General features: G+C 61.2%; 23 protein-coding genes and 1 pseudogene. 6 read left to right on the top strand and 18 right to left on the bottom strand.

Translation table 11 applies throughout. From position 1 onward, the window contains the following. Nucleotides 1-107: 107 nt before the first annotated feature. From ASG39_RS23935 to ASG39_RS16330, 3 genes are all read right to left on the bottom strand, one after another. Entirely contained in the window at nucleotides 108-455 is a 348-nt protein-coding gene (locus tag ASG39_RS23935; RefSeq protein ID WP_156468167.1) for a hypothetical protein, read from the bottom strand. Between the two features lie 169 nt (nucleotides 456-624). Then, on the bottom strand, nucleotides 625-1224 hold the full coding sequence (locus tag ASG39_RS16335) for a GNAT family protein (protein ID WP_062596051.1): 600 nt from the start codon (nucleotides 1222-1224) through the stop codon (nucleotides 625-627). 29 nt (nucleotides 1225-1253) lie between these two features. After that, entirely contained in the window at nucleotides 1254-1877 is a 624-nt protein-coding gene (locus ASG39_RS16330) for a recombinase family protein (RefSeq protein ID WP_062596050.1), read from the bottom strand. A 95-nt stretch (nucleotides 1878-1972) separates the two neighbouring features. Between ASG39_RS16330 and ASG39_RS16325 the strand changes: the two are divergent. Then, nucleotides 1973-3357 (top strand): annotated as a pseudogene (locus ASG39_RS16325) (DUF4158 domain-containing protein); the annotation flags it as partial. Nucleotides 3358-3880: 523 nt separating this feature from the next. On the opposite strand, the gene ASG39_RS16320 reads toward ASG39_RS16325, so the two are convergent. Beyond that, nucleotides 3881-4894: a LacI family DNA-binding transcriptional regulator gene (locus ASG39_RS16320; protein WP_062596049.1), complete on the bottom strand. Its 1014-nt coding sequence runs from the start codon at nucleotides 4892-4894 to the stop codon at nucleotides 3881-3883. A 117-nt stretch (nucleotides 4895-5011) separates the two neighbouring features. Here ASG39_RS16320 and iolG point away from each other — a divergent pair, with 117 nt between their 5' ends. Genes iolG through ASG39_RS16300 form a run of 4 tightly spaced genes read left to right on the top strand, consistent with a single transcriptional unit; the run spans nucleotide 5012 to nucleotide 9231 of the window. After that, entirely contained in the window at nucleotides 5012-6019 is a 1008-nt protein-coding gene (gene iolG, locus ASG39_RS16315; protein WP_062596048.1) for an inositol 2-dehydrogenase, read from the top strand. Between the two features lie 26 nt (nucleotides 6020-6045). Next, complete coding sequence (gene iolE / locus ASG39_RS16310) at nucleotides 6046-6960, top strand: myo-inosose-2 dehydratase (protein ID WP_082477310.1); 915 nt, start codon at nucleotides 6046-6048, stop codon at nucleotides 6958-6960. A 22-nt stretch (nucleotides 6961-6982) separates the two neighbouring features. Continuing rightward, on the top strand, nucleotides 6983-8155 hold the full coding sequence (locus ASG39_RS16305) for a Gfo/Idh/MocA family oxidoreductase (protein WP_062596046.1): 1173 nt from the start codon (nucleotides 6983-6985) through the stop codon (nucleotides 8153-8155). Nucleotides 8156-8184: 29 nt separating this feature from the next. Then, a complete protein-coding gene (locus ASG39_RS16300; RefSeq protein ID WP_062596045.1) occupies nucleotides 8185-9231 on the top strand; it encodes a Gfo/Idh/MocA family oxidoreductase in 1047 nt (348 codons plus the stop codon). Between the two features lie 14 nt (nucleotides 9232-9245). Here the strand turns inward: ASG39_RS16300 and ASG39_RS16295 are convergent, their stop codons facing one another. From ASG39_RS16295 to ASG39_RS16230, 14 genes are all read right to left on the bottom strand, one after another. Then, nucleotides 9246-10019, bottom strand: coding sequence for a MurR/RpiR family transcriptional regulator (locus ASG39_RS16295; RefSeq protein ID WP_062596044.1), 774 nt, complete (start codon nucleotides 10017-10019; stop codon nucleotides 9246-9248). A 122-nt stretch (nucleotides 10020-10141) separates the two neighbouring features. After that, the gene (locus tag ASG39_RS16290; protein WP_062596043.1) at nucleotides 10142-10531 is read right to left on the bottom strand and encodes a tautomerase family protein; all 390 of its coding nucleotides are present in this window, start codon (nucleotides 10529-10531) and stop codon (nucleotides 10142-10144) included. A 21-nt stretch (nucleotides 10532-10552) separates the two neighbouring features. Then, nucleotides 10553-11365, bottom strand: a complete 813-nt coding sequence (gene iolB / locus ASG39_RS16285; protein WP_062596042.1) for a 5-deoxy-glucuronate isomerase — start codon at nucleotides 11363-11365, stop codon at nucleotides 10553-10555. Nucleotides 11366-11379: 14 nt separating this feature from the next. Continuing rightward, complete coding sequence (gene iolE, locus ASG39_RS16280) at nucleotides 11380-12297, bottom strand: myo-inosose-2 dehydratase (protein ID WP_062596041.1); 918 nt, start codon at nucleotides 12295-12297, stop codon at nucleotides 11380-11382. Between the two features lie 27 nt (nucleotides 12298-12324). Next, nucleotides 12325-14160 carry a 3D-(3,5/4)-trihydroxycyclohexane-1,2-dione acylhydrolase (decyclizing) gene (gene iolD / locus ASG39_RS16275; RefSeq protein ID WP_062596040.1) on the bottom strand — a complete coding sequence of 612 codons (1836 nt, stop codon included), beginning with the start codon at nucleotides 14158-14160 and terminating at the stop codon, nucleotides 12325-12327. 1 nt (nucleotide 14161) lies between these two features. Further along, nucleotides 14162-16099, bottom strand: a complete 1938-nt coding sequence (iolC, locus tag ASG39_RS16270; RefSeq protein WP_062596039.1) for a 5-dehydro-2-deoxygluconokinase — start codon at nucleotides 16097-16099, stop codon at nucleotides 14162-14164. Nucleotides 16100-16176: 77 nt separating this feature from the next. Continuing rightward, on the bottom strand, nucleotides 16177-16962 hold the full coding sequence (locus ASG39_RS16265; protein WP_062596038.1) for a TIM barrel protein: 786 nt from the start codon (nucleotides 16960-16962) through the stop codon (nucleotides 16177-16179). Nucleotides 16963-16970: 8 nt separating this feature from the next. Next, nucleotides 16971-17981 (bottom strand): Gfo/Idh/MocA family oxidoreductase, encoded by a 1011-nt coding sequence (locus tag ASG39_RS16260; protein ID WP_062596037.1) that lies wholly within the window; start codon nucleotides 17979-17981, stop codon nucleotides 16971-16973. Nucleotide 17982: 1 nt separating this feature from the next. Then, on the bottom strand, nucleotides 17983-18885 hold the full coding sequence (locus tag ASG39_RS16255; RefSeq protein ID WP_062596036.1) for a sugar phosphate isomerase/epimerase: 903 nt from the start codon (nucleotides 18883-18885) through the stop codon (nucleotides 17983-17985). Between the two features lie 28 nt (nucleotides 18886-18913). Further along, complete coding sequence (locus tag ASG39_RS16250; protein ID WP_062596035.1) at nucleotides 18914-19852, bottom strand: sugar ABC transporter substrate-binding protein; 939 nt, start codon at nucleotides 19850-19852, stop codon at nucleotides 18914-18916. An 81-nt stretch (nucleotides 19853-19933) separates the two neighbouring features. After that, the gene (locus ASG39_RS16245) at nucleotides 19934-20953 is read right to left on the bottom strand and encodes an ABC transporter permease (RefSeq protein WP_062596034.1); all 1020 of its coding nucleotides are present in this window, start codon (nucleotides 20951-20953) and stop codon (nucleotides 19934-19936) included. Between the two features lie 28 nt (nucleotides 20954-20981). Beyond that, the gene (locus tag ASG39_RS16240; protein WP_062596033.1) at nucleotides 20982-22520 is read right to left on the bottom strand and encodes a sugar ABC transporter ATP-binding protein; all 1539 of its coding nucleotides are present in this window, start codon (nucleotides 22518-22520) and stop codon (nucleotides 20982-20984) included. Between the two features lie 66 nt (nucleotides 22521-22586). Continuing rightward, nucleotides 22587-23528: a sugar ABC transporter substrate-binding protein gene (locus ASG39_RS16235; protein WP_062596032.1), complete on the bottom strand. Its 942-nt coding sequence runs from the start codon at nucleotides 23526-23528 to the stop codon at nucleotides 22587-22589. A 247-nt stretch (nucleotides 23529-23775) separates the two neighbouring features. Continuing rightward, complete coding sequence (locus ASG39_RS16230; protein ID WP_062596031.1) at nucleotides 23776-24804, bottom strand: LacI family DNA-binding transcriptional regulator; 1029 nt, start codon at nucleotides 24802-24804, stop codon at nucleotides 23776-23778. A 242-nt stretch (nucleotides 24805-25046) separates the two neighbouring features. Here ASG39_RS16230 and ASG39_RS16225 point away from each other — a divergent pair. After that, nucleotides 25047-25325: winged helix-turn-helix transcriptional regulator (locus ASG39_RS16225; RefSeq protein WP_156468166.1), on the top strand; the 279-nt coding region annotated here is incomplete at its 3' end.

Genomic DNA, 25325 nt, shown 5'->3' with positions numbered 1-25325 from the left:
TTCCCAATATTTTTTCACATCATCTGGATCGATTTGCGAGCCACAAACACTCTTATACTGCTCATTGGTCATGTCTCCCTTTTGGAAACGGTCTCTCAAGATGCTTTTTATTTCTTCCATTTGCTCAGACCTCCATGATAGGCGAGATTTCCGCCAACGATGATAACAGCGCCAACCCACGGTGCAGCGCTTGCAGCTTTCTGTCCGATGCGCCCTACAATTGCTTCCTGAATCGCGCCTTTTCCGACCAACCTCTCGGCAGTTTTTTTGGCGGCGTCTTTAACGCTGCCTTTCTTAATCATTTCCGCCGCTCCAGCTGCTGCGGCACCTCCGGCACTGCCATAGCCCACTTTGTTCAGAAAATTTACTGTACGCTCACTATCTAAATACTGTTCAACGAGTACGTCAGTGGATTTGTTTAGATTCTGATACCAGGCAGGAAGTTCCTGCATCATGATAACGTGAGTGCCCAGGCGTCCTACAAAATTTGAGTTGGAAGCGAAGTGACCTTGGGTATTCGCCAGGATTTGATTTCCATAATTGTGCCGATCATGGGGTCGGTTCCGGCTGGGGGCGAAAAGACACTTTAAGCAGTGGGTGATGCCGAACCGAGAGTTTTGGAAGTTATGGTCTTGGCTTCTCCAATTGCCACCTCAAGTTGGCTTCGACGGCAGGCCATTCAGAAGCGATTATCGAGTAAACAGCCGTATCGCGAATGGTTCCATTGGCCATCACCATATTGGAGCGAAGCACCCCATCGAGCTTGGCTCCCAGCCGCTCTATCGCCCGGCGACTTTGAATATTCATAAAATGTGTCCTGAATTCCACGCATATGCAATCCAGCCTCTCAAAGGCGTGTTGCAACAAAAGCAATTTGCATTCGGTGTTGAGTGGTGACCTTTGCACAGACTGACGGCACCACGTAGCCCCGATTTCAAGCCGTCTGTTTGCAGCGTCGATGTTCATATAGGTGGTCATTCCAACAGCTTTGCCACTTGCCTCTTCAAGAATGGCAAATGGAAACATGGAGCCGATAGTGCGGAGCTGAAGCCGTCGTTCAATTTCGGCGCCGATATTTTCTGGCTCTGGTACTTTCGTGTACCAAAGTCGATGCAACTCACCGTCGCGGGCGGCTTCGACCAGGTCATCATGATGCTCCATCGTAAGCGGAACGACGGATGCGAAATTGCCTTCTGCTGTAAACAGATCTGGCCAAACTGACATTCAGAACACTCCAAAATTCGTTTCGATGGTTATGACATTGACGAGGTTTTCTCAGGTCGGTTGTTGCGCCTTGTTATTTCGCCAACCGTATTCTTGCTGATGCCAAGATCGCGAGCGATCCAGCGGTAGCTGCGGCCTTCCGCAATCATTGCCATCACTTTCGGCGTGAGCCGGTCCGACTTCGGGCGCTCTCCGGCCTGACGACCGAGCCTCTTGCCGCGCGCCTTCGCGGCGGCGAGGCCGGATTTGACGCGTTCGCTTATCAAGTCGCGCTCGAACTCGGCAATACCAGAGAGAAATGTCGCCAGCATCCGGCCATTCGGAGACGACAGGTCGAACGCCATACCGTTCATGGCGATGATGGAAGCCTTCCAGCTCTCCAGTTCGCGCAGCGTATTGAGGAGGTCGATCGTCGAGCGGTCCCGTCGAGACAGCTCGGTCACGAGAACAACATCGATCTGTCGGGCCTGGGCAAGGGCCATGATCTTGCGGCGTTCGGCTCGATCTAGCTTCGCGCCGGAACCAGTCTCTTTGAAAATTTCCGACACATCGTAACCAGCGCGGCCGGCAAATGCCGTCGGGTCTCGCTCCTGCCGCTCACATGAATGGTCAGCAGTCGAAACCCGGCAGTAGATGGCTGCGCGTTGTCCCAATTGAACCCTCGTGGATTTTGGTACCGGAAGGCCTTGATTTGAATGAGCTGATTTTTGTCCAAAACAGACTATACTTCAATGGGGACAATGCCCGCATGCCGAGGCGACATATTCTCACCGAGCGACAGCGCTCGGCACTGTTCGATCTGCCGACCGATGAATTGTCATTGCTTCGGCATTACACAATGGGTGACGACGATCTCGGACACATCCAGGAACGCCGCAGGCCGGAGAACAGGCTGGGGTTCGCCCTGCAACTCTGCGCGTTGCGATATCCAGGGCGAGCGTTGGCTCCGGGCGAGGTGATCCCGCATGAGGTCCTGTCGTTCATCGGGGCACAGCTCGGCATCCCTGCCGATGCGCTTCTCACCTATGCTGCCCGGCGGCAGACCCGCTAGGAGCATATGGAGGCGTTGCGCGAAATCTACGGTTATAAAACCTTCTCGGGTCGTGGTGCCCGTGATCTGCGGGACTGGCTTTTCGATCAGGCGGAAGATGCCCGCTCGAACGAGGATCTTGCCCAGCGCTCGGTCGCGCGCTGTCGCGAAAATCTTACGATCTTGCCAGCGGTATCAACAATCGAGGGACTATGCGCAGACGCCTTAGTAGCCGCTGAACGTCGGATCGAGACGCGGATCGCGGAAAGGCTCGATACCGACGCACGCGAACAGCTTGATGGGCTGCTGACCGAACTGCTCGATGCCAATGTCAGCCGCTTCATCTGGCTTCGCCAGTTCGAGGTCGGCAACAATTCCGCAGCGGCAAACCGGCTGCTCGACAGGTTGGAATTGCTGCGTGGCCTTGCTCTTGATCCGCAGCTTCTCGCCGGTATCCCGCCACACCGTGTGGCACGCCTGCGTCGGCAGGGCGAGCGCTACTTTACCGATGGCTTGCGCGACATCAGCTCTGATCGGCGCTGGGCAATCCTTGCCGTCTGCGCCGTGGAATGGGAAGCGGCGATCGCCGATGCGGCCGTCGAGACCCATGATCGGATCGTCGGAAAGACCTAGCGCGAGGCGAAGCGGCTGCATGACGAACGGATTGCCGATTCCAAGGCAGCAGTCCCCGATACGTTACGTGCCTTTACCGCACTGGGAGCTTCCCTGCTTGAAGCCCGCAATGATGGTGTGCCGATAGAAATGGCGGTCGCCAATCGGCGGAATGGGGCCGGCTCGAACAACTGGTCGCGACCGGCGCCCAGCTCAGCAATACGCTGACGGACGATCCATTGGCTCATGTCGGACAAGAATATCATCGCTTCCGTCGCTACGCGCCGCGCATGTTGCGGTGTCTGAAGCTCAAGGCAGCATCGGTGGCCCAGCCCTTGATTGCGGCTGCAAAAGCCATTGGCGAAATGCAAGCGTCACTACCGGCGACCGACAATTTCTTGCGGCCGAATTCGAAATGGCACCGCCATTTGAGAGCACAAGACCAGGGCGACAATCGCCTTCGGGAGGTGGCGGTCCTGTTCCACCTGCGGGCTGGATGACCTGAGCCCCTGAACTTCCTCCAGCACCATCGGATGTGCCCCTACCGGCCGAGCATGCGGTGCAGCACCCGGCCAGATGGCACGCCATCCCCTCCCCCGCGTCACGCATCCCAAGAACACCAAAACCCCCGGCCTTTACGGCGCAGGGGTTTTGGTGTGTTCACGCGGCACGTCGCGCCACCGCAGGCCGTTGCGCAAGACGAAAATCGACAACAGCATCAGGTCACTCATGGCAGCGTCTCCTTTCGATCCCAGTGAATCAAAACGCAGAGCGCGCCGCAAGAGATTAATAGGTCCTGAGCCTAGGCATTCTGCCGAAAGGTCAATTCGGTTAGCAGGTTAGCGCACGCTCGCTGCGATCATGCTTCGGCGCCGAAAGCGGTGCAAGTTCCGCACTTAGTCACAGGCCATTTCAAGTCCGCCGCCTTGAGAGGATGTGAGGCGCCGATCGTTGCCGCTATTAGGTATGAGATCGAAGGGGCTTTCAGGAAACGTTGCGCTTGGCATTATCGCCTCAAGCATTCTCGACCATGTAGATATCGATCGGTGTCACGAGGGATACCGGGGGATGATCGTTTCTGCCGAAATAGGACGCCAGTGCCTGAACGGCAGTTTGCACTTCGAGTTCGGGTCGTTGGTCGATGATGACATCGATGAGGCCCTGGCGAATGAGCTGGCGGCGGTCGTCGGTCAGTTCATGCGTAATAAAGACGACCTCGTCGGCGCGTCCGAGTGTCTTGAGCGCCGTTACGACCGTCTGGGCACCAGCGGAGGCATTGTAGATGCCACGGATCTCAGGATTTCTGCGAAGAGCATCGAAGACGAGATCGCCGGCCGTTTCCGCGCGTTCCAGGCTCTCAAGCACGTCCGTTACCCGGCACTGCGGAAAGCGTTCGCGCAACACGGCGCGGAAGCCCATCTCGCGCTCCTCATGGCCGATCATGCTCAGCATGCCGGAGATGATCACGATCTCGCCGCCTTGCCTGCCCATCAGGCGCGCCATCAGATCTCCGGCGACCCGTCCTGCCTTCCGGTTGTCGGGCCCGATATAGGCGATGCGATCCGCGTTGCGAATGTCGGTGGCAAGCGTCATGACGGGTTTCCCCTGCCCGCCCCAGGCTCTAAGGGCGCTCGCGACATCCTCGTTCTGGGAACTCACGATGATCAGTGCGTCGCAATGCCCGCCCAAGGCCTGAATCAGCGCCACGGTGGCGGCTGGTCGAACCGGGTCGATGTGATGAACCTGAAACTGCAGGTTATATTGAGGGTAGAGCCGCGTCGCTCCCTCGAAACCATCCTGCACGGCCGCATGGAACGGATTTGCGCGCGACTGAAGGAGAACGGCGACACGCAGCGTCCGGGCAGCGCGTGGGTCGATCACGCGGTTGATCTTCAGCCTTCTCGCCTGTTCGAGAACACGCCGCTCCTTGTCCGGGCTCACTCCGCCGCGCCCGTTGAGGACACGATCGACCGTTGCCAGCGATACCCCGGCTGCGATGGCGAGATCTCGCGATGTCGGCTTGCCCACGGCGCACTCCGTTTGAGGAGATCTCATCAAGATCGACGTATCCCCTCATTAGCACCGCGCTAGACTGCCGACAACGAACGAGGCCAAAAACGGCTCGCGTGGATCGGGAGGATCGCCATGATACATCTCGCCGTCTTCGGTGCAGGGCGCATCGGGCATGTGCATGCGACGAACGCTGCAAGCCTGCCCTCTGTTCGGGTACGCTATCTCGTCGATCCCATCGAGAGTGAGGCCCGGTCGGAGCTTGCGTCAAGGGTCGGCGCCGACATCGTCGAGGCTGCGCAGGTCTTCGCCGATCCGTCGATTGATGGTGTCGTCATCGCGAGTTCGACGGACACGCATGCCGCTCTGCTGATCGAGGCCGCGCGTGCCGGCATGGCCATCTTCTGCGAAAAGCCTGTGAGCCTCGATTTTGCGACGGTCGAGACGGTTACGGACGCGGTGGAGCGCTCGGGTGTGCCGTGCCTGCTTGCCTTCCAGCGCCGCTACGATCCCGATTTCCGCTTCGTGAGAGACCGGATTTCGGATGGCACTGCGGGACCGCTGGAACACATCGTCATGCACACGCGCGATCCCGCGCCGCCGCCCCGCTCCTATGTCGAGCGTTCCGGCGGCATGTTCAGGGATCAGGCGATCCATGACTTCGACATGGCGCGCTACCTGCTGGGTGAGGAGATCGTGACGGTCTATGCCGTGGGGAATTGCCTCATCGACCCCGAGATCGGCGCAGCCGGCGATATCGATACGGCCATGGTCACGCTGACATCCGCATCCGGGCGCTTCGTTCAGATGATCAACTGCCGCCGTGCACCCTTTGGTTACGACCAGCGTCTCGAAGCGCTCTGTGCCCATGAAGTGCTCTATGTCGAGAACCGCCCGCAGCGAGGGGTCCTCATCGCCGATGCCGATGGATTCAGGGCCTCCCCGCCGATGAACTATTTCATCGAGCGCTTCTCGACGGCCTATCGCGCCGAGATGTCCGCTTTCATCGACCTGATCCGGACCGGCGCAAAACCGCTGGCGACGATCCGCGACGGTCTGGAAGCGCAACGGATCGCGGAAGCCGCGGTGAAATCCGTCGCGACCGGCCTGCCCGTCCGGATCGGCTCCGACTGGCGGCCCTGACACAGTCCTTCATACCGGAGACCATGATGAGATCTGAAACCCTATCGACGCTTCCTTCTGGAGTCCGCCTCGCCGTGAGCCCTTTGTCCTGGGCCAATGATGTCCTGGAGGATCTTGGCGCCGATATCCCGGTCGAGACCTGTCTCGATGACGCCGCCCGTGCGGGCTACGACGGCGTGGAGCTTGGCCGCAAACTTCCGCGCACAAAAGAATTGCTGGCGCCCCTGCTCGACAGCCGGAAGCTGTCGCTTGCCTCAGGCTGGCATTCCGGTCGACTCGCCGAAGGGAGCGTCGAGGAAGAAATGGCTGCTGTCGCGGCCCATGCCAATCTGTTGCGCGCCATGGGCTCGACGGTCATGGTCTATGGCGAAACGGCCATGATGACGCCGGGCGCACCTCTCGATGCGCCGATGTCGCAGAGGCAACGACTACCGGGAGAGGATGTCGCGGCCTATTCGGCCCGATTGACCGATTTCGGCACCAGGCTCGCCGATGCGTACGGCCTGACGCTCGCCTATCACCATCATCTCATGATGGTCGCCGAGACGTTCGACGAGATCTCGTCGATCTTCGACGCGGCAGGGCCGTCGGTTGGGCTTCTCCTGGACACAGGTCACGCCGCGGCGGCGGGCTTTGCCGACACCCAGCTGATCGAGCGCTTCGGCGACCGCATTGTCCATATTCACCTGAAGGATGTCCGCGCGCCGATTCTCGACCGGATTCGTGCCCGTGACCTGAGCTTTAATGACGGCGTGCGGAGCGGCATGTTCACGGTGCCGGGCGATGGCAGCCTCGATTTTGCGCCACTGGCGCGCTTCGTCCGGGAGAACGGCTATCGCGGATGGCTTGTGGTCGAGGCGGAGCAGGATCCGGCGATCGTTGCGCCCTTGCCGGCCGTCACTGCGGCCTTTCACCATATCTTTGCGCAATTTTCGGCCTGATGGCCCCTTGAGGACAGTGACGATGCCAAAAAAGACGCTGAATATCGGTCTGATCGGCTCCGGCTTTATGGGGCAGGCCCATGCCGACGCCTACCGTCGCGCGGCCACGCTCTACCGGGATTTGCCTGCAATCCCTCATCTGAGCATGCTTGCCGATGTCACGAGCGAGCTTGCGGCAGATGCCGCCAACCGTTTCGGGTTTGAGCGGAGCACCAGCGACTGGCGTGCCCTCGTGACCGATCCTGACATCGACGTGGTCGACATCACCTCGCCCAACGCGATGCACCACGAGATGGCGCTTGCTGCCATTGCCGCGGGCAAGCACGTCTATTGCGAAAAACCGCTCTCTGTGACGCTGGCGCAGGCCGAAGAGATGGCCGAGTCGGCACGGAGGCAGGGCGTGAAGACCATGGTCGCCTTCAACAACATCAAGACCCCTGCTGCGATGCTCGCCAAAATCATGATCGACCGCGGCGATATCGGCAGGCCGATGCGGTTTCGCGGATGGTTCGATCAAGGCTTCTTCAACGATGCGGACCTGCCGTTTTCCTGGCGGTGCACACGCAAGGATGCGGGCTCGGGAGCGCTCGGGGATCTGGGAAGCCACGTGATCTCGGTGGCGCAATATCTGGTCGGAGATATCGACCAGGTCATCGCGCAAACGCAGACCTTCTTTCCGACGCGACCCGTGCCGCAAAGCGGTTCCGGCTACGGGGCAACGTCGGACACGGATGCGCCGCGCGCGACTGTGGAGAATGAGGACCAGATCCAGACGCTAATCCGCTTCAGGAATGGTGCGGGCGGTACGATCGAGGCATCGCGCGTCGCTGCCGGCAAGGTCTTCGGCATCTACTGGGAGGTTTCCGGCACAGAGGGCACGATCATCATGGATGGCGAGCGCTTCAACGAGTTGAAGATCTCGCGCTTCAACGATCCGAAACCGGACCGCGGTTTCAAGACCATCCTCGCGGGAAGCCAGGTGCCGCAGTTCGGCGCCTTCTTCGGGTTCGATTTTGCAGGCGGCGGTCTCGGCTATTTCGACGTCAAGGTTATCGAGGTCCGCGATCTTATCGAGGGCATCTGCAACAGCGCGGACTGTTTTCCGAACTTCGACTTCGGTCTGGCCAACGAACGCATCATCGACGCGATGGAACGCTCCGTCGAGACCGGGTCCTGGCAGAAGACCGCCGGCTGACGCACTATTGACGAGAAGGAGGAGCCCTCATGTCTTTCCCAGAAACACTGCCCCTGCCCCGGACCCGGCCGCCAATGGAGGCACCGCCGCTTCGCTGGGGTATTCTCGGCACGGGATGGATCGCCGCGAAGTTTGTTGAGTCGGTTCAGGCGCATACGCGCCAGACGATCGCAGCGGTCGGCTCCCGATCGCCTGAGGCCGCTGAAAGGTTTGCGGCGACCTGGCAGGTTCCTCGCACTTACGGCAGTTATGAGGCGCTCGTCGCCGCGGACGATATCGACATTATCTATGTCGCCACACCGCACAACAGGCACCATGAGCACGCCATGCTGGCAATCGCGGCGGGAAAGCATGTTCTCGTCGAGAAGCCGGTGGCTCTCAATCACGCACAGGCAGCGGACATGGTGGCGGCCGCGCGGGCGAAGGGTGTGTTCTTCGCCGAGGCTCTCTGGACCTACTTCCTCCCGAAATTCGACGTGATCAGCCAAGTCCTCGATACCGACATCATCGGCGACATCCTATCCGTCTACACAGACTATGGCGAGTACCTGCCGCGCGAGCATCGCATCTTCGACGCGAAGCTTGCAGGCGGCCCCCTTCTCGATCTCGGGACATATCCCGTCTCGCTTCTCGCCAAGCTTCTGGGCACGCACGAGCGCATCGTCGGCCTCGCCACGCCGGACCCGGCCGGTGTCAACGGACAACTCTCCGTCGTCGTCTCCAATAAGCGCGGCGCTCTCGGCACCATGTCGACTTCGCCTTACGGTTTCAGCCCGACGAACGCGGCGATCATAGGCAGCCGAGGCACGATCCGGTTCGAGACGGAGTTTCACCTGCCGGGCAGCTTCGAGGTCTGGTCCCTCGATGGCACCCGCCGCCTCCGCTACGAAGAGCCGAGAGGCGCGCATTTCGAGGGGCTTTTCCATGAGGCCGCCGAGATTGCCTGGGCTCTTGCGGAAGGAAAATTGGAGACCGCGTGCCGACCAGCCGAGGCATCGCTTGCCACCATGCGGCTGCTCGACGGCATACGTCAGGCGCTTGGTATCGACTTCACGCAGGCAGGGCTGTTGGAATAGGCCTCCGTCACCCGTTACGGCGTCTGCAGCGACGCACGAATGCCGTTGGCCAGGGCGTTGCCGAGCACGAGGCCTGCTGTCACGCGTGACAAGGCGTCTCTGCCGGCACCGGCGAGATCGAAACGAACGCTGGCGAGTGCTGCCGTGGGCGACAATGGCGTGTCGGTCATGCAGACAATCGGCAGCTGCAACTCTTTGATGGCCACGACATGAGCGGCGAGCGCGCTGCTGACCGGGGCGGTCTCCAGGATGACGGCCGCATCTCCGCGTCTTGCAAGAGCCAGGATATCGGTTGCAGAGGCCATGTCGGTCAGCAGAATCGCTCGGATGCTCATCTCGACAAGACGCCGGTGGAAGAAGCTCGCGAACGGCAGAGCATCTTTGCCTGCGAGAATGAAGATGCTATCCGCCGTCGACAGCATGCCCGACGCAGCCCTCATATCGGTAAGCGGGATGGTCTCGCCCATCACGTCGATCGACATGCGGCAGGCCTCGACCGTCTCTTGAATGGCATTCCAGTGGCCGCAGGCGGGGCCAATCTTCAATGCGACATGAGATGTGGCTTTGGCAACGATTCTCGTGCGTCCCGCCTGCTGGAACACCGACTGAAGATCGCTGAACCCACTATATCCGAAAAACTGCCCAAAGCGGACGAGCGCCGACGGCGAAACCTGCGCAGCTTTCGCAATCGATGCGACAGTGCCGAACGCGATGTCATCAGGATGTTCAAGGGCAAAGTGCGCAAGCGTTGCGATCCGCTTGGGAAAGTCTGCGTGCCGCGCCAGCATCACGGCTTTCAGCGTATCGAGATCCGGCGGACCGTGGTCCCTGTCACCCGATAGCGGTGTCTGAAACGAACGTGCGGAGGCAGACGCCCGACGACCTCGCGGGACGGGGTCCAGGCAACCGGTCATAGATCACCCGTCACGAATTGGGCGACACCCGCACCGAACGACCAGTCCTCGTCACTGTTCTCAACGAACGACACCATAAGATCGAACGCCGGGATGCCGCATCTTTCAGACAATTGACCACCAAGGCCCTGATAGAATGCGAGCTTTTCGGATCTCGGCCTCGGCCGCGAGACGACCTCGATCAGGACGAAACGATCCGTTCGCGTGAAGCCGAGGCCTGTGTCCAGCGCGCGAAAATGCGTGTCTTCGTGTTCGAACACGATCTGGTAGCGATCCCGCTCCGGCACATGAAAGGCGTCCAGCATGACCGCATGCACCGTGTCGAGAAGCCGTGTGATGTCGGCCTCCGACCGGCCCTTGCGAATGTGCAGCTTGATCAGCGGCATGATACGTCCTTTCGACAGCGGTTACGCCTTGGTATCGCGATCGATAATCCACTGGACGGCCGGGTCAGGCACGAAACGCCAGTTCCGCAACGGACCTGCCATGACGTTGAGATAGTACATTTCAAAGCCATAGGGCGCGCCGCAGGGGTGATGGCCGCGCGGCACGAGGACGACATCGTGCGACTTCACGGCGATCGTCTCGTCCAGCGTGCCATCCTCCGTGTAGACCCGCTGGACGCCAAAACCCTGGTCGGGATTGAGCCTGTGGTAATAGGTCTCTTCCAGATAGGTGATCCGCGGAAAATCGTCCTCGTCGTGCCGATGGCTCGGATAGGAGGACCAGTTGCCGGCGGGCGTGAAGACTTCGGTCACGAGCAGGCTGTCGCAGTCGTCGTCGGCTTCCATCGCGATGTTGTTGATGAAGCGCTGGTTTGCGCCGACCCCGCGCGGGGTGAGCGTGATCCGGTCGGGCCCAATGCGGTGAGCCTTGTGGCCGCCTCTGCCGGGAGCCAGGCAGACGGCGATGGTACAGTCCATGGTCGCCTCCGCCTGCCATGTCTCATTGTTCGGCACATAGAGGCAGTGCGGCGGCGTGCGCTCGAAGACGTTCATGCGATCGCCGAGTTCGCCCCAATCCGTGCCCGCAGCCTGTAACCGTGCCTTGCCCTCGACCATCACCAGAATGGCCTCCATCGCACCGGTCGCCTCGCCAATCGTGTCGCCCGCGCGCAGGCGGTAGAGGCTGAAGCCGACATAACGCCAGCCGGCCGATTGCGGCGTGATCTCGTGGACCTTGCCGTGACTGCCAAAGGGCCGGCGTCGAAGCATGCTCATCGCTCTCGGCCTCCTTATTCGGCTGACGTTGCGGAGGATGTGTCGAGACCAACGTCACGAGACATCGCCTTCAGAGCTTTCAGGCCCATGTCCTGGTAGAGGAGCGGCTCCCGAACGGCACTGTCCTGCTCCGCCTCGATGACGAGCCAGCCCGTATAGCCGTGCTCTGCGGCGATCTTCAGGACGGGCTCGAAGGCGACGCAGCCTTCCGGATCACCCGGCACGGTGAAGACGCCGAGGCGCACGCCATCGAGAAACGACAAGTTTTCGGAGCGGACGCGGGTCATGATCTCGGGCCGGATGTTCTTGGCATGAATGTGCGTGACGCGGTCCATGTATTTCCGAGCGACGTCCTGCGGGTCGGCACCGCCGAAGGTGCAGTGGCCCGTGTCGAGGAGAAGGCGCGTGTGGGGCCCGGCCATGCTCATGAAGCGATCGATATCGGCAGCGCTCTCGATGATCGTGCCCATGTGATGGTGGTAGCCCATCTTGACGCCCTGATCGGCAGCATGGCGGGAAAGCGCCTCGTACCCTTGCGAAAACCGTGTCCACTCGGCATCGGTCATGATGGGTCGGTCATTGACCGGCGTGCCCTCGCTGCCGTGGACGGTGTTGGAGCATTCGCAGGCATTGATGTGGTCGCCGCCGGCGGCCCTGGTCATGTCGATGAAGGTCTGCAGCGCGGCGATCTCGGTCTCCAGGTCGTTGACGAGGAGGTTGGTGGAGTGCCATCCGCCGACGAAGCGCAGGCCGAACGCGCCGAGCGCTTCCTTCAGGGCTCCGCCCTCGTTCGGCATCTTGTGGCCCTTCTCGATGCCATCGAAGCCGATCTTGCGGCAGTCCGACAGGCAGTCCTCAAGCGTCAGATGCGCGCCGATCGTCTGATCGTCGTCATTCGACCAGGCAATGGGGTTGGTTCCGTAGAGTATCATGATCGTTCCTTCCGGCCTGTCGAAATGTCAGTTGATGCGTTGGCGGGCGGTGTTGGTCTCATAGTGGGCGCGGGCCTGCCTGAGCTTGTCGGTATCGCCGACCGCGGGAACGGCGACATCCCACCAGGCGCCGCCGATGCCCGGACCGGTTTCCGCCTCGGTGTCGATGACGATCACGGTGGGGATCTGGCGATCGCGCGCCAGAACGATCTCGCTTTCGAGGGCAGCGATGCCATCGACCTTGACCGCATGTGCGCCCATCGAGCCGGCATGCGCCACGAAGTCGATCTCGGGCTGCACCTCGATGTTGCTGTCCTTGTACATATTGTTGAACTCGGCACCGCCGCACTCCTGCTGGAGCCGGTTGATGCAGCCGTAACCACGGTTGTCGGTGAGAACGATCGTGAAGGGGACGCGCATCATGACGGCGGTTGCCAGTTCGGAATTCGCCATCATGTAGGAGCCGTCGCCGACGAAGCAGACGACCTCTTTTTCCGGCGCTGCGAGCTTGATACCAAAGGCGCCTGCGACCTCGTAGCCCATGCAGGAGAAGCCGTATTCCATGTGATAGCCGCCTGCGGCCGCCCGCCAGAGGATCTGCAAGGCGCCCGGCATGGTGCCGGCCGCGCACATGGCAACCGTCCGTGGCCCGGCAACCCGCTGCACCGCCCCGATGACCTGGGCATCGGACGGCAGGACATTGGCGCTCGCAGCCTCCGGTGCAGCCGTCACCTGGTCCGTCGCCTTCAACCAGGCGTCACGCCCTGCGAAATCCGGATCGGCAAAGCGGTGCTCGCCGAGACCCTTCGAAATCCGCTCCAGCGCCACTTTCGCGTCGGAGACCAGCGGGATCGCGCCATGCTTGGCTGCGTCGTATCCGGTGAGGTTAATGGACACGAGCTTGCGGTCCGCCTTGCAGAAGATGGTCCAGCTTCCTGTCGTGAAGTCCTGAAAGCGCGTTCCGACACCCAGAATGAGGTCGGCCTTCGCCGCAATCGCGTTGCCGCAATCCGTGCCGGTAACCCCTGGAGATCCAAAGTTGAGGCGCTCCTGCCAGTCGATCGCCCCTTTGCCCGCCTGCGTCTCGACGACGGGGATATTGTGCTTTCGGGCAAAGGCGAGAAGGTCTGCGTCAGCACCCGAATAGAGCACGCCGCCGCCAGCAACGATCACAGGGTTCTCGGCTCCCTTCAGCGCCGCCACCACGTCCTCGACCTCCCGCAGGTCGGGCTCCGGGCGCCGGATGCGCCATGTCTTCGTGTCGAAGAAGGACAGAGGATAGTCGTAGGCCTCCGCCTGAACATCTTGGCAGAAGGCGAGCGTGACGGGACCGCAGGTGGCCGGGTCCGTCATCACCTGAAGGGCGCGCGGCAGTGCGGTCAGAAGATGCTCGGGCCGGGTGATCCGGTCGAAATAGCGGCTGACCGGACGAAAGCAGTCGGTGACGCTCATCGTGCCGTCGTCGAAATCCTCGATCTGCTGGAGAACCGGATCCGGCCGGCGATTGGCAAAGACGTCACCGGGAATGAAGAGGACCGGCAGGCGGTTCACATGGGCGAGCGCTGCGGCCGTGACGAGATTGGTCGAGCCGGGGCCGATGGACGACGTCACCGCCATGGCTTTCCGGCGGCGCTTCGTCTTGGCATAGGCGATTGCCGCATGCGCCATCGTCTGCTCGTTCTGTCCGCGCCATGTCGGCAGCTTCGCACCAATTCCATGCAAGGCCTCGCCAATGCCGGCGACGTTGCCATGGCCGAAGATCGCCCAGACGCCTTCGATGAAGCGGTCTCCCTCTTCGGTCATCTGCACGGAAAGCCAGCGGAACATGGCTTGCGCCGCGGTCAGTCGAACGGTGTCGGTCATGTCAAAGTCCTCCCTGCGACGAAACCGCCGCATCATTGTCCTGCGCCGCCGCCCGCGCCGTGTCCCAGAGGACGCAAAGGCGGCGGTAGCGGGCCTGCATATCTGCAACGGCATCCGCATCTGTGGTCGCACCGACAAGCCAGTCTCGGGCCGCCTGGGCGAAGATCGTCCGTCCCACCGCAAAGCCCTTCACCAGCGGGAAGCTGGCGGCGACCTTGAAGCTGGCCGCCAATTCGTCCTCCGGCGCATCAAGCCCAAGGACCACGATGCCGCGTGTGTTCGGATCGTTGTCGGTGATGGCGGTGCAGGCCTTCTCCCAGGCAACGCGGCTCGCCATCGGCTCCAGCTTCCACCAGTCGGGATAGACGCCGATCTCGTAGAAGCGGCGGATCAGCGTGGCGTTCGTGTCGTCATCGACCGAGCCGACCTTCGACGGAATGATTTCCAACAGAAACTCCAGCCGGTTGCGCCGCGCGGCGGCAAAAAGTCGGCGGACCGTTTCCTCCTGCATATCTCTAAGATCGGGGGCATCGTCCGGATGGCAGAAGCACAGCACCTTGACGACATTGTCGAGCGGCCACTCATCCAGGCCGCCGAAGTCGGGGCCGAGTTCCGGCTCGAGCGTCAGCGGACGCGACCCCGGCCATTCCACCGGGCGGCCGATCCAGAGGCCGGTGCCCGATGCCGCATGCAGAGCGCGCTTGCCCAAGCGGCTGTCGCAGAGAATGCCATATCCCGGCTGACCGTCCTGCACGCCGAGCGCCGCTTGAAGGCAAAGCGCCTTGAAATGGCCGATCTTGTCGGGGGTTGCCCCCGGCATGGCTTCCAGCTGCATACGGTGATCGAAGGCGAAAACACGCATCGTCGACCAGTCCGCGTGGCGGTTGGTCGCCCAGTGGATCTGCTCAAGTTCCTGATCCTGACGCAGAGCCTTGGTCTTCACGCCTCGCTCGAGAAAGAACGTAAGCTCTGCCAGCGAGGGATAGGCCGGCGTGCAGCCGTGGCGGCTGACGGCAAAGGCGCCGCAGGCATTGGCATATTGAAGGGCACGCGGCCAAGCGGCATCCTCGAGCCAACCCTTGATGAGACCGGACATGAACCCGTCGCCGGCGCCCAGCACGTTGAAAACCTCGATGGGATAGCCGGGGCCGGTCTCTCCGTCGTCGAGATCGTTGGGAATATAGCCCGCAAAGGCGACGGCCCCTGCCGCACCGCGCTTGCAGACGAGCGTCGCGCCCGAGACGGCGCGCACCGCACGCAAGGCCGCAATCGTGTCCGTGGAGCCGCCCGCAATGTGGAACTCTTCTTCCGTCCCCACGATGAGGTCGAAGAGGTGCAGTGTCGATTGCAGCTTGGATGTGACGGTAGCACTCTCGACGAAGCGGCTTTCGCCGTCTCCATGGCCGGCAAGGCCCCAGAGGTTGGGGCGGTAATCGATATCGAGCGCGGTCCGGGCCCCGTGCTTGCGGGCAAGCTCCAGCGCCTTCAGAACGGCCTGTTCGGTGTTGGGGTGGCTCAGATGCGTGCCAGTGGCAACGACCGAGAGCGCGCGGGCGATCAGGGCTTCGTCGATATCATCCTCGCAAAGTGCCATATCGGCGCAGTTCTCGCGATAGAAGATCAGCGGGAATGTCTCCTCGTCGCGGATACCAAGAAGCACGAGCGCCGTCAGCCGCTCCGGATCGGTTTTCACGCCCGTGACATCGACACCTTCGCGCGCGAGTTCCTCGCGAATGAAGCGCCCCATATGCTCGTTGCCGACCCGCGTGATCAGAGCGGACCGGAGGCCGAGCCGCGCCGTTCCCGCAGCCATATTGGTCGGCGAGCCGCCGACATATTTGCGGAAGGACCCCATATCCTCCAGACGTCCCCCGATCTGGGCGCCGTAAAGATCGACAGATGATCGACCGATCGTGATGACATCCAGTGACTTGTTCATTTCATCCTCCGGCATCGGCCGTGGTTACAGGGATCGACCGTGCCTGCGCCGGCGCGCAGACACGGTCGCTCGTTGCGTCAGAGATGGGCCGAGACGTAGGCGATGCTCTCGCGGACGGCCGCTTCCGGATCGGTCAACGCGTGGACCTCTTCGGCGAAGGGCTCAAAGCTGAAGGGGCCGTCGAAGCCGGCGGCGATCAGTGCCTTGATCTGCGCCACGTTCTCCAGACGGTCTGCGTCATCCACCAGCACGCGGTGCGCGTCTAGCATGTCGTCCACGGCAACCGCCGGATCGACCACGCCCGAAATATGGACGAGGCCCGTGCGGCTCGGAAAGAGCTCGGTTTCGCCGGCAAGGTGATGATGGAAGGTGTCGTGCACCAGTCTGTAGACATCGCCGCCACCTGCCGCGTCGATGGCGCGCAGGGCTTCCGCCTTCGTTCTCAAGGAGGAGATCGGGAACCCCAGAGGCTCGACGAGGCCTGTCAGACCGCGCTCCTGAAGGATCGGCTTCATGGCGGTCAGCGCCGCCACGAGATCATCGAACGAAACTTTTGTCCCGTCGTTCAGAGGGCACATGACCAGTGCCTTGGCGCCGCTTGCCGCAGCGTAGTCGGCAAGGGCTAGAGCCTTAGCCGGCAGGTCTCCCGACCACACGTTGAACGGGTAGAGCGCGTTGATCGAAACGATCCCGACGCCGGCCTTTTCCGCCGCCGCCTTAACGTCGGCGGGATCCATCGTGTGGACGACATCCGGGGTGTCGTTGCGGATCTCGACCTCCGTCAGCCCGAGACGGCGGGCTGTGGAAAAGAATTCCTCGAGAGACAGGTTCGGGGCCGTGATGTGGTTGATGGCAAAACGCATGGGAGACCTCAATTATACAGCGCTGGACGGGCGGGAAGGTTGATGGCGACGGCTGCCCCTTCGGCTTCCTGCGCACTGACGCAGGCATCCGACGTGATCGCGGCGACATAGCCGTCCCAGGAACTCGGGCCGGAGGCGGTGCCCTTGGCAGCTGCATGGATGAAGTCCTGCAGCTCGACGTCGTAGCTGGCGATGAAGCGGTCCTTCCAGTCGGTCAGGATCTCGCTTTGCTGTCGCGCACCGAGCCGCATGGGGATCGCCATGGGATCGGGCAGGTTCGCGATCCCGTCCTCGCCGACGACCTGGCACTGGATGTCGTAGCCGTAGTGGCAGTTCACGAAGATCTCGACGTCGATGATTGTGCCCTTGGCGGTTTCGAGAATGACGATCTGGGGATCGCGGAGCTTGGCATGGCTGCGAGCGGAGGCCCGCGGAAAGAGAACGCGGGCGGAGACGTAGTCGTCGTCGAGCAGCCAGCGCAGCACGTCGATCTCATGGATCATCGTGTCATGGATCGCCATCGGGGTGACGTATTGCTCGGGAACGGCGGGGTTGCGGTGGGCGGCATGCACCATGATCGGCGCGCCGATCTGGCTGTCGACCACCTTCTTCAGGGCGACGTAGCCCGCATCGTAGCGGCGCATGAAGCCGACCTGCACGAGGCGTTTTCCATGGGCAACCTCCGCATCGACGATGCGCTTGCCGCCATCCGCCGTGGTGGCCAGCGGCTTCTCGCAGAAACACGGCTTACCGGCAGCGATCGCGGCGAGAACATATTGCTCGTGTGTCGCACCCCAGGAGGTCACGAGAACGGCATCGACATCCGGCGACGCGATCAGCGCCTCGCCCGTGTCGAAGATGGCGGCATCCGGTGCGACGTCCGCCTTGACCGCTTCGGCCGAGGCCCGGTTGACGTCGCTCAGAGCGACGATCTTCGCGCCGCCGAGGACATGGTTAATGCGGCGCGCATGATCGCGCCCGATGGCGCCCGTGCCGATAACGCCAATTCTCACAGTCATTTCAGACCTCATTCCAATATTTGGTGACATAGCGCCGGGTTTCGTTGAGCATGAAGCGCGCGCTGTCGTCGACGCGGTCTTCCCAGGCGAACACGCAGTTTGAGAGGACACCGTCGAATTTCATGTCTGCGAGCGTCGCGAAGAACGTATCGAAATCGATCTCGCCCTGACCGAAGTCGGTGTGCTGATGGACACGCACCTTGGAACCGGGAGGGTTGACGATGTAGCGGAGCTCCGACGACTTGTTGTGGTCGTAGGTGTCGGCCAGCCGGACATGCACCAGATGCCCCTCCGTGGCGCGGAGATTGGCGACCATGTCCGGGCCGTAGAAGAACGTGTGCGGCGCGATGAACGACGCTTTGACGGACGGCGAGTTGATCGTCTTGATGATGTCGACGGCCGGCGCGATCTGTTCGATCCAGTCTTCCGGGTGCGCTTCCAGCGACAGGACGAGGCCTTCCTTCTCAAGGAGCGGCACGAGAATATCCATGGCGCGGAAGAACTGGGCCTCGCAGGTTTCGGGACGATGGAGGCCCGAACGATCGTTCAGGCTGCGCTCCGGCGATCCGCCACGGCCGAACTCAGAGACGAGCATCGGGCCATCCATCTCGACCGCGATCTCGATCACGCGTTTCCAGTTGTCGATCGCGTTATCCCATTCATCCTGATAGGGGCTCGCCCAGCGATACATCGGCTGGAGCGTGGCGAGGCCGACGCCATGATCCTTCAGCGCCTTCTTGAAGCTGGCGACGCGTTCCGGATAGACTTTCGGCCTTGTCCACCAGGAGAGAAAATCCGGACGCGGGGACAGTTCGACGTAATCGTAGCCGAGATCGGCAACCTTGCGGCAGGTGTCCTCCAGTGACAGGTGCCGGAACATGTGTGGGTCGAGCGTGTGTTTCATGGGCTTCTTCTCCGGGGCCGCTGTGGTTTCACTTGTAGGACGCCATGTTGTCCGGCGTGACGAGTTCGAAGGGCACCCAAAGGGCCTTCTCGGTAGGCTTGCCCGAGGCCATCGCGACGGCCGTCTGGACCGCGACCTCCCCCTGCTTGGTCGCATTCTGGAAGACCGTCAGGTCGAGGTCGCCCGAGGTCATGGCGGCAAGGCCGTCCGGTGTGGCATCGATACCGGCGATCACGATGCTCTTCATGTCGACGCCGGCGGACTTCAGAGCCTGGGCGGCACCGATGGCCATCTCGTCATTATTGGCAATGATGGCATCGAACTGCACGCCGGCGGTCAGCCAGGACGCGGTGAGATCCTGTGCCTGGGTCCGGTTCCAGTTGGCCGTCTGCTTCTCGATGATCTCGATCTTGCAGTCGGGCCGCGCGAACACGGCCTCGACATCCTTGGTCCGGGTCAACGCAGCGTGGTTCTCGAGAGGACCCATCAAAATGACGGCCCGACCCTTGCCTCCCATCAGCTTGCAGGCTGCGTCCGCTTCCATGGTCCCGGAATCAAGCTCGTTGGAGCCGACGAATGCGGTGCCATCCGGCAAGCCGCTCTCGAGCTCGGCTGGCGGATGGTTGACGTAGACGAGCGGGATCTTGGCGTTCAGCGCCGCCTGTGTGATCGCGGCCGTCGCGTCTCCATCAACGGCATTGACGATGATGGCATTGACGCCATTGGCGATGAAGTTCTCGACCTGGCTTAGCTGCTTGGCCGGGTCGAGCTGGGCGTCTTCGGTGAGAAGCTCGATGGTCGTATCTTTCGCTGCGCCGGCGCGAATGCCGTTCAGCAGGATCGTCAGGAACGGATTGTCGAAGGACGTCATGGACACCGCAACCTTCGTCTCGGCGAATGCCGGCGATGCAAGAAGGCCAGGTGCTGCAAAAAGGCAAAGTGCGGTCGTGATCAGGAGCTGTCTCATCGGAGGTCTCGCTAATTGAAGGTTGTTTGGTGGTGATGTCGGACGCTGGGAGGCCGGCCCCCTTGGAAGGCGTGGCTGGTTTCAGGCCGTCTTCACGCGTTTTCGTTGTCGGTAAACGTCGGCCACGACGGCGGCGACGATGATGATGCCCTTGAGCATTTCCTGGTAATAGGCATCGAGCCGGAGGAAGGTGAACCCGGAAATGATGACCCCGAAGATGACCATGCCGATCATGGTTCCGAGGATGGAGCCGCGACCGCCCGAAAGGGAAACGCCCCCGATGACGGCCATGGCAATCGCATCGAGCTCATAGCTCGTGCCCATGCCGGCCTGGGCGGTCAGGCCGCGGGAGGCAACGACGATGCCAGCCAGAGCCGAGAGAAGGCCTGCCACTGCATAGACCTTGACCGTGTGACGCTCGACATCGATGCCGGAGACGCGGGCCGCCTGCTTGTTTGCGCCAATCGCATAGGTGAACTTGCCGTAACGGGTGTAGCGAAGGACCACATGCATGATGGCGGCGACGATGAGGAAGATCAGGACGGGCGCAAGCCCCTTGCCGATCGCGGCGAAGCTGTCTGTGGGAAAGCTGATCGGTTGACCTTTGGTGTACCACTTCGCAAAGCCCCGTGCGGTGACCATCATACCCAGCGTCGCGATGAACGGCGGAATGCGCGAGTAAGCGATGAGGAGCCCGTTGATCGCGCCGCAGACGACGCCGACCAACAACCCGGCGAGAACGGGCACGATGACCGGAAGATCCGTCAGGCCGGGATAGAGCGCCCGCTCAAAGGTCCCGACCTGGGCCAGGCTCATGGCGATCATCGCCGTTGCCCCGACGATCGATCCGGAGCTGAGGTCGATGCCGTCGGAGATGATGACCTGCGTGACGCCGATCGCGATGATCCCGATGACCGAGACCTGCAGGATCATGATGGAAAGCCGCTGCGTGTTGCCGAGGAAGCTCTGCCCCTGCAGGATCCAGCCGAGAATTTCGAACGTCAGCGAGATGCCGACGAGCACCAGAAGGATCGTCAGTTCCGGCGGAACGCGCCGTCGCGTCTGCTGCAGCTGGGGAACGGGTTGCGTGATGGTGTTCATGTTCGCTGTCTCCTCCCGCGGTGCACGACTAGCGCGCAGCGAGGTCCATGATCTTGACTTGAGTGGCTTCGGCGCGGTCGAGGACGCCGGACACGCGACCTTCATGCATGACGACGATGCGGTCGCTCATCCCCAGCACTTCCGGCAGTTCCGACGAAATCATCAGCACCGCGACCCCCTCCGCCGCGAGACCGGTGATGAGTCGATGAATTTCCGACTTGGCCCCGACGTCGATGCCGCGCGTCGGTTCGTCGAGGATGAGAATGCGCGGCTTGGTCAAAAGCCAGCGGGCAATGAGCAGCTTCTGCTGGTTGCCACCCGAGAGGTTCTCGACAGTCTCGTAGAGGTTCGGTGTTTTCACCCTCAACTGGCGGGCCATGTCCTCGGCAAGCTTGGTCACGGTGGACTGGTCAACGAAACCGCCTTTGACGTGCGACCGTGTGATCAGCGCCGACTGGATATTCTCCAGGCAATTCAGGGTTAGGAAACAGCCCGTCTCCTTGCGGTCCTCGGTGAGGAAGGCGAAGCCTTGCGCCATCGCGGCACTTGGACTGTCGATCGTGACCGCCATGCCGTTGACCAGGATCTCGCCGGATGTGGCAGGCGTGACCCCGAAGATCGCTTCGGCGACGTTCGACCGCTTCGATCCTACAAGCCCTGCAAGCCCCAGGATCTCCCCGCGCCGGAGCGAGAACGAGATGTCGTGGAAAACGCCGGGAATGGTGAGGTTGCGAACCTCGAGGATGACCTCGCCGATCGGGCATTCGATCTTCGGGAACATGTCGGTGATATCGCGCCCGACCATCATGCGGATGATGTCGTCGCGGTTGACGTGCGTCGATAGATGGGAGCCGACATATTTGCCGTCGCGAAACACCGTGAACTCGTCGGCGATCTCGAAAAGCTCGTTCATCTTGTGAGTGATGTAGACGATGCCGATCCCGCGTTCGCGCAGGTCGCGGATGATCGAGAACAGGCCTTCGACCTCGCGATCGGTCAGGGCGGACGTCGGCTCGTCCATGATGAGGATGGAGCTATCGTAGCTAACGGCGCGGGCGATCTCGACCATCTGCTTCTGAGCGACCGTCAGCTCCGACACCTGGGCGCGCGGATTGAGCTTGATGCGCAGACGGGCGAAAAGATCGGCGGTCATCTCGGCCATTCGGCCGTGATCGATGAGACCGAAGCGGTTTTTCGGTTCCCGCCGGATCCAGATGTTCTCGGCGACCGTCATCCAGTTCATCAGGGCCAGCTCCTGATGGATCATCGCGATGCCCTGTTCAAGCGCATCGAGCGGCGATTTCAGCGTGACCAGCTCACCGCGAAGGCGGATTTCGCCGGCATCCGGCTGATAGATCCCGGCGATGATTTTCATCAATGTCGATTTGCCGGCACCGTTTTCTCCCATGAGGGCGTGAACGGTGCCACGGCGAACGCGCAGCTGGACGTTATCGAGTGCGACGACGCCTGGGAACTCCTTGCGGATACCCTCGATAGCGAGAAGTCCGTGGCGTTCCGTCTCTTCGATGACGTGCTTGATCGCTTCGGCAGTGCGGGGACTGACCATGTGCAAACCCTCCATGATGGGGTTGGGGGAGGCGTGCGTCGCCTCGCCCCATTGTGGCAAAGAGGGTTAGTTCTTCGCCTGATAGTCCTTGAGGTTTGCAGGCGTCACGAGCTCGAAGGGAACGTAGCCCTTCTTCTCGACCGTCTCGCCGCGTGCGATCTTCAGCGCGGCATCCACGGCACCGCGGCCTTGGCCAGCCGCATTCTGGAACACCGATACGTCGAGCTCGCCAGCGGCCATCGATGCCAAGGCATCCTGGGTGGCATCGATACCGGCGACGATGACATCGTCCATGGCGCGCCCGGACGACTTCAGGGCCTGGATCGCGCCGATGGCCATTTCATCGTTGTTGGCAATCACGGCGTCGAACTGCACACCTGCCGAAAGCCAGTTCGTCATCAGGTCGGAGCCCTGTGTCCGCGACCAGTTGGCCGTCTGTTCCTCGACAATCTTGATGAAGCTGCAGTCGGGTGTCGCAAGGACGTCCTTGATATCCTGCGTGCGCATGCGCGCCGCCTGATTGGACAACTCGCCCATCATCACGACCGCGTTCGCTTGGGTCTTGCCCGCCGCCTTCAGGATCCGGCAGACTTCCTTCGTTTCCAGCGTGCCCGACTCCTTTTCATCGGATGCCACGAAGGCCTGCTTCTCGGGAAGGTCGTCCACATTGACCGGCTGCCGGTTGACATAGACCAGCGGGATGCCGGCAGCCGCCGCCGCCTGCGAGAGCGCGACGGTCGCATCGGTATCGACCGGGTTGACGATGATCGCATCGACGCCGGACGCCACGAAATTCTGCACCTGGCTCAGCTGCTTGCCGACATCGTTCTGCGCGTCCTCGATCTGCAGCGTGACGCCCTTCAGATCCTTCGAGTAGTCCGTCATGCCGTTGCGAAGAACGGTCAGGAAGTTGTCGTCGAACAGCGCCATCGAGACGCCGATGGTCTCGGCCGAGGCCGTTGTTGCGAGCATCGTCGCGAGCGCTGTCGCCAGGAAATATTTCTTCATCGGGTTCTCCTCCACTTTATTCGTGTTGCCGCCGTTACGCGGCTGTTTATGGGCATGCGTGTCCGATGCCGCTGGCGAACCAGCAGCGGGAAACAAGGATCTTGTTGCGTAAGCGGTGAGCTCCTACCTCGTCACCGCAGGGGGACAATTCCGCAGTCGGCCCGGCGGGTCAACACGTCATGAGAGGGTTCAGCCGTCATTCCTGATAGAAACGTTTCAGATGCGTGTGAGGTTTTCTATCAAGCCATCATAAGCTCTCAGGAACCCATAAAAGAGCTGGAAAGAATCTCTGGCCAGGGCTTTCAGCCATGCCGTGCTCGATCGTATGCACCATCGTTGCAATGAGGTCGGTACAAAGTTCGACGAGAGGCGTCTGAAAAACGCCCGAGATCCGGCGCTCGAGCAGCGCCTGGCGGGACTCTGGGGTAAGTTCGTTAACGAGGCAGGCGATCTCCTCCGAGCGCTTGCTTTCCTTAAGTGCCTCGATGGCGCCTTCCATACCTCCACCCATGCAATAGACTCCGACAAGGTCAGGATGGTGCGAAAGGGTGTCCATGAGGAGTTCATAGGTCAACCGCCGAGTCTCAAGGTTGATATGAGCATCGAGAACCTGAAATCTTGGCGCGAACTCGCGCATGTAGGCACGGAAGCCCATCTCGCGAAGCGAATGCCCGTGGAAGCGATGGCCTCCAAGAAACAGAACGACCTTTCCGGGTGACGGCGAGAGTTTGGAAATCATCCAGGCGGCGCTTCGGCCGACTTTCATATTGTTGGTGCCAAGGTAGGCCTCACGCACACCTTGCGCCAGATCCGTCAGGAGAGCGAAGGTTGGTATACCCTTCGTCTTGAGCGTGGAAACAGCAGCCGTCACGTCATAGTGATCCGGGCCGGTCACAGCGATAGCCGAAACCTTGCCAGCCATACCCAGCATTAGCTCCGACAGTTCGCTTGGCTCTCCTGATACGGCATAGGTGATCGTCAGACTGACATGACGATCCTTCACGGCTGCCGCAGCCGCGTTCAACTGTTCTGCAAACGCTTGATAGAAGGGTTGCCTCTCCTTCCGCAGAATAATGCCGAAACGATAAGACGGCAGATCGGCCATCATGCGCTGACGGATGATCTTGGCACCGTGAAAGCCCAATTTCTCAGCTGCTTCGTATACCTTTCGAGAAGTCTCTTCTCGAACAGGGAGACGACCGTTTAATACCCGGTCGACTGTTGCGACGCTCAGCCCGGAGGCATGTGCGACGTCAGCAATAGTAGGACGCTTCATGAGAGATCCAAATGATTAAACTCATCCTAGAATGACAGCTATATCACTCGCTGTTGATTTCCACTGAGAGCTGACCCGGCGCAGCGTTATATTTCCATTGAGAATTGACCCATGTTTCAACCGTCCCCTGCATGTTTTCAGCGGGGGCTCTGGAGTGATCGAGCGTTATATTTCCATTGAGAATTGACCCATGTTTCAACCGTCCCCTGCATGTTTTCAGCGGGGGCTCTGGAGTGATCGACATGGCGTTACTGAGCGTGATCCGACGCTGGCATTTTCGAGAGCATTTATCGATCCGAGAGATTTGCCGCAGGACCGGCTTATCCCGGAATACCGTCCGCAAATATGTGCGTGCTGATGGCGTGGAGCCGAAGTTCGCTGTCCCGGAGCGGCCGAGCAAGCTCGATCCGTTTGCAGATCGGTTATCGGCCTGGCTGAAGACGGAATCCAAGAAGGGCCGCAAGCAGAAGCGGACGATGAAGCAGTTGCATGCTGACTTGGTGAGCCTCGGCTACGAGGGG

The sequence above is a fragment of the Rhizobium sp. Leaf371 genome, assembly GCF_001424045.1.
Classification (GTDB): domain Bacteria; phylum Pseudomonadota; class Alphaproteobacteria; order Rhizobiales; family Rhizobiaceae; genus Ferranicluibacter.
This window is presented reverse-complemented; position numbering and strand designations above follow the sequence as displayed.

Excerpts from the sequence above, each read along its gene's own strand:
- iolD (WP_062596040.1), bottom strand. The coding sequence starts at position 14,160 with ATGACCGACACCGTTCGACTGACCGCGGCGCAAGCCATGTTCCGCTGG.
- iolG (WP_062596048.1), top strand. The coding sequence starts at position 5,012 with ATGATACATCTCGCCGTCTTCGGTGCAGGGCGCATCGGGCATGTGCAT.
- ASG39_RS16235 (WP_062596032.1), bottom strand. The coding sequence starts at position 23,528 with ATGAAGAAATATTTCCTGGCGACAGCGCTCGCGACGATGCTCGCAACA.
- ASG39_RS16300 (WP_062596045.1), top strand. The coding sequence starts at position 8,185 with ATGTCTTTCCCAGAAACACTGCCCCTGCCCCGGACCCGGCCGCCAATG.
- ASG39_RS16265 (WP_062596038.1), bottom strand. The coding sequence starts at position 16,962 with ATGCGTTTTGCCATCAACCACATCACGGCCCCGAACCTGTCTCTCGAG.
- ASG39_RS16290 (WP_062596043.1), bottom strand. The coding sequence starts at position 10,531 with ATGCCGCTGATCAAGCTGCACATTCGCAAGGGCCGGTCGGAGGCCGAC.
- iolB (WP_062596042.1), bottom strand. The coding sequence starts at position 11,365 with ATGAGCATGCTTCGACGCCGGCCCTTTGGCAGTCACGGCAAGGTCCAC.
- iolE (WP_082477310.1), top strand. The coding sequence starts at position 6,046 with ATGAGATCTGAAACCCTATCGACGCTTCCTTCTGGAGTCCGCCTCGCC.
- ASG39_RS16260 (WP_062596037.1), bottom strand. The coding sequence starts at position 17,981 with ATGACTGTGAGAATTGGCGTTATCGGCACGGGCGCCATCGGGCGCGAT.
- iolC (WP_062596039.1), bottom strand. The coding sequence starts at position 16,099 with ATGAACAAGTCACTGGATGTCATCACGATCGGTCGATCATCTGTCGAT.
- ASG39_RS16305 (WP_062596046.1), top strand. The coding sequence starts at position 6,983 with ATGCCAAAAAAGACGCTGAATATCGGTCTGATCGGCTCCGGCTTTATG.
- iolE (WP_062596041.1), bottom strand. The coding sequence starts at position 12,297 with ATGATACTCTACGGAACCAACCCCATTGCCTGGTCGAATGACGACGAT.
- ASG39_RS16295 (WP_062596044.1), bottom strand. The coding sequence starts at position 10,019 with ATGCTGGCGCGGCACGCAGACTTTCCCAAGCGGATCGCAACGCTTGCG.
- ASG39_RS16255 (WP_062596036.1), bottom strand. The coding sequence starts at position 18,885 with ATGAAACACACGCTCGACCCACACATGTTCCGGCACCTGTCACTGGAG.
- ASG39_RS23935 (WP_156468167.1), bottom strand. The coding sequence starts at position 455 with ATGATGCAGGAACTTCCTGCCTGGTATCAGAATCTAAACAAATCCACT.
- ASG39_RS16240 (WP_062596033.1), bottom strand. The coding sequence starts at position 22,520 with ATGGTCAGTCCCCGCACTGCCGAAGCGATCAAGCACGTCATCGAAGAG.
- ASG39_RS16245 (WP_062596034.1), bottom strand. The coding sequence starts at position 20,953 with ATGAACACCATCACGCAACCCGTTCCCCAGCTGCAGCAGACGCGACGG.
- ASG39_RS16230 (WP_062596031.1), bottom strand. The coding sequence starts at position 24,804 with ATGAAGCGTCCTACTATTGCTGACGTCGCACATGCCTCCGGGCTGAGC.
- ASG39_RS16250 (WP_062596035.1), bottom strand. The coding sequence starts at position 19,852 with ATGAGACAGCTCCTGATCACGACCGCACTTTGCCTTTTTGCAGCACCT.
- ASG39_RS16335 (WP_062596051.1), bottom strand. The coding sequence starts at position 1,224 with ATGTCAGTTTGGCCAGATCTGTTTACAGCAGAAGGCAATTTCGCATCC.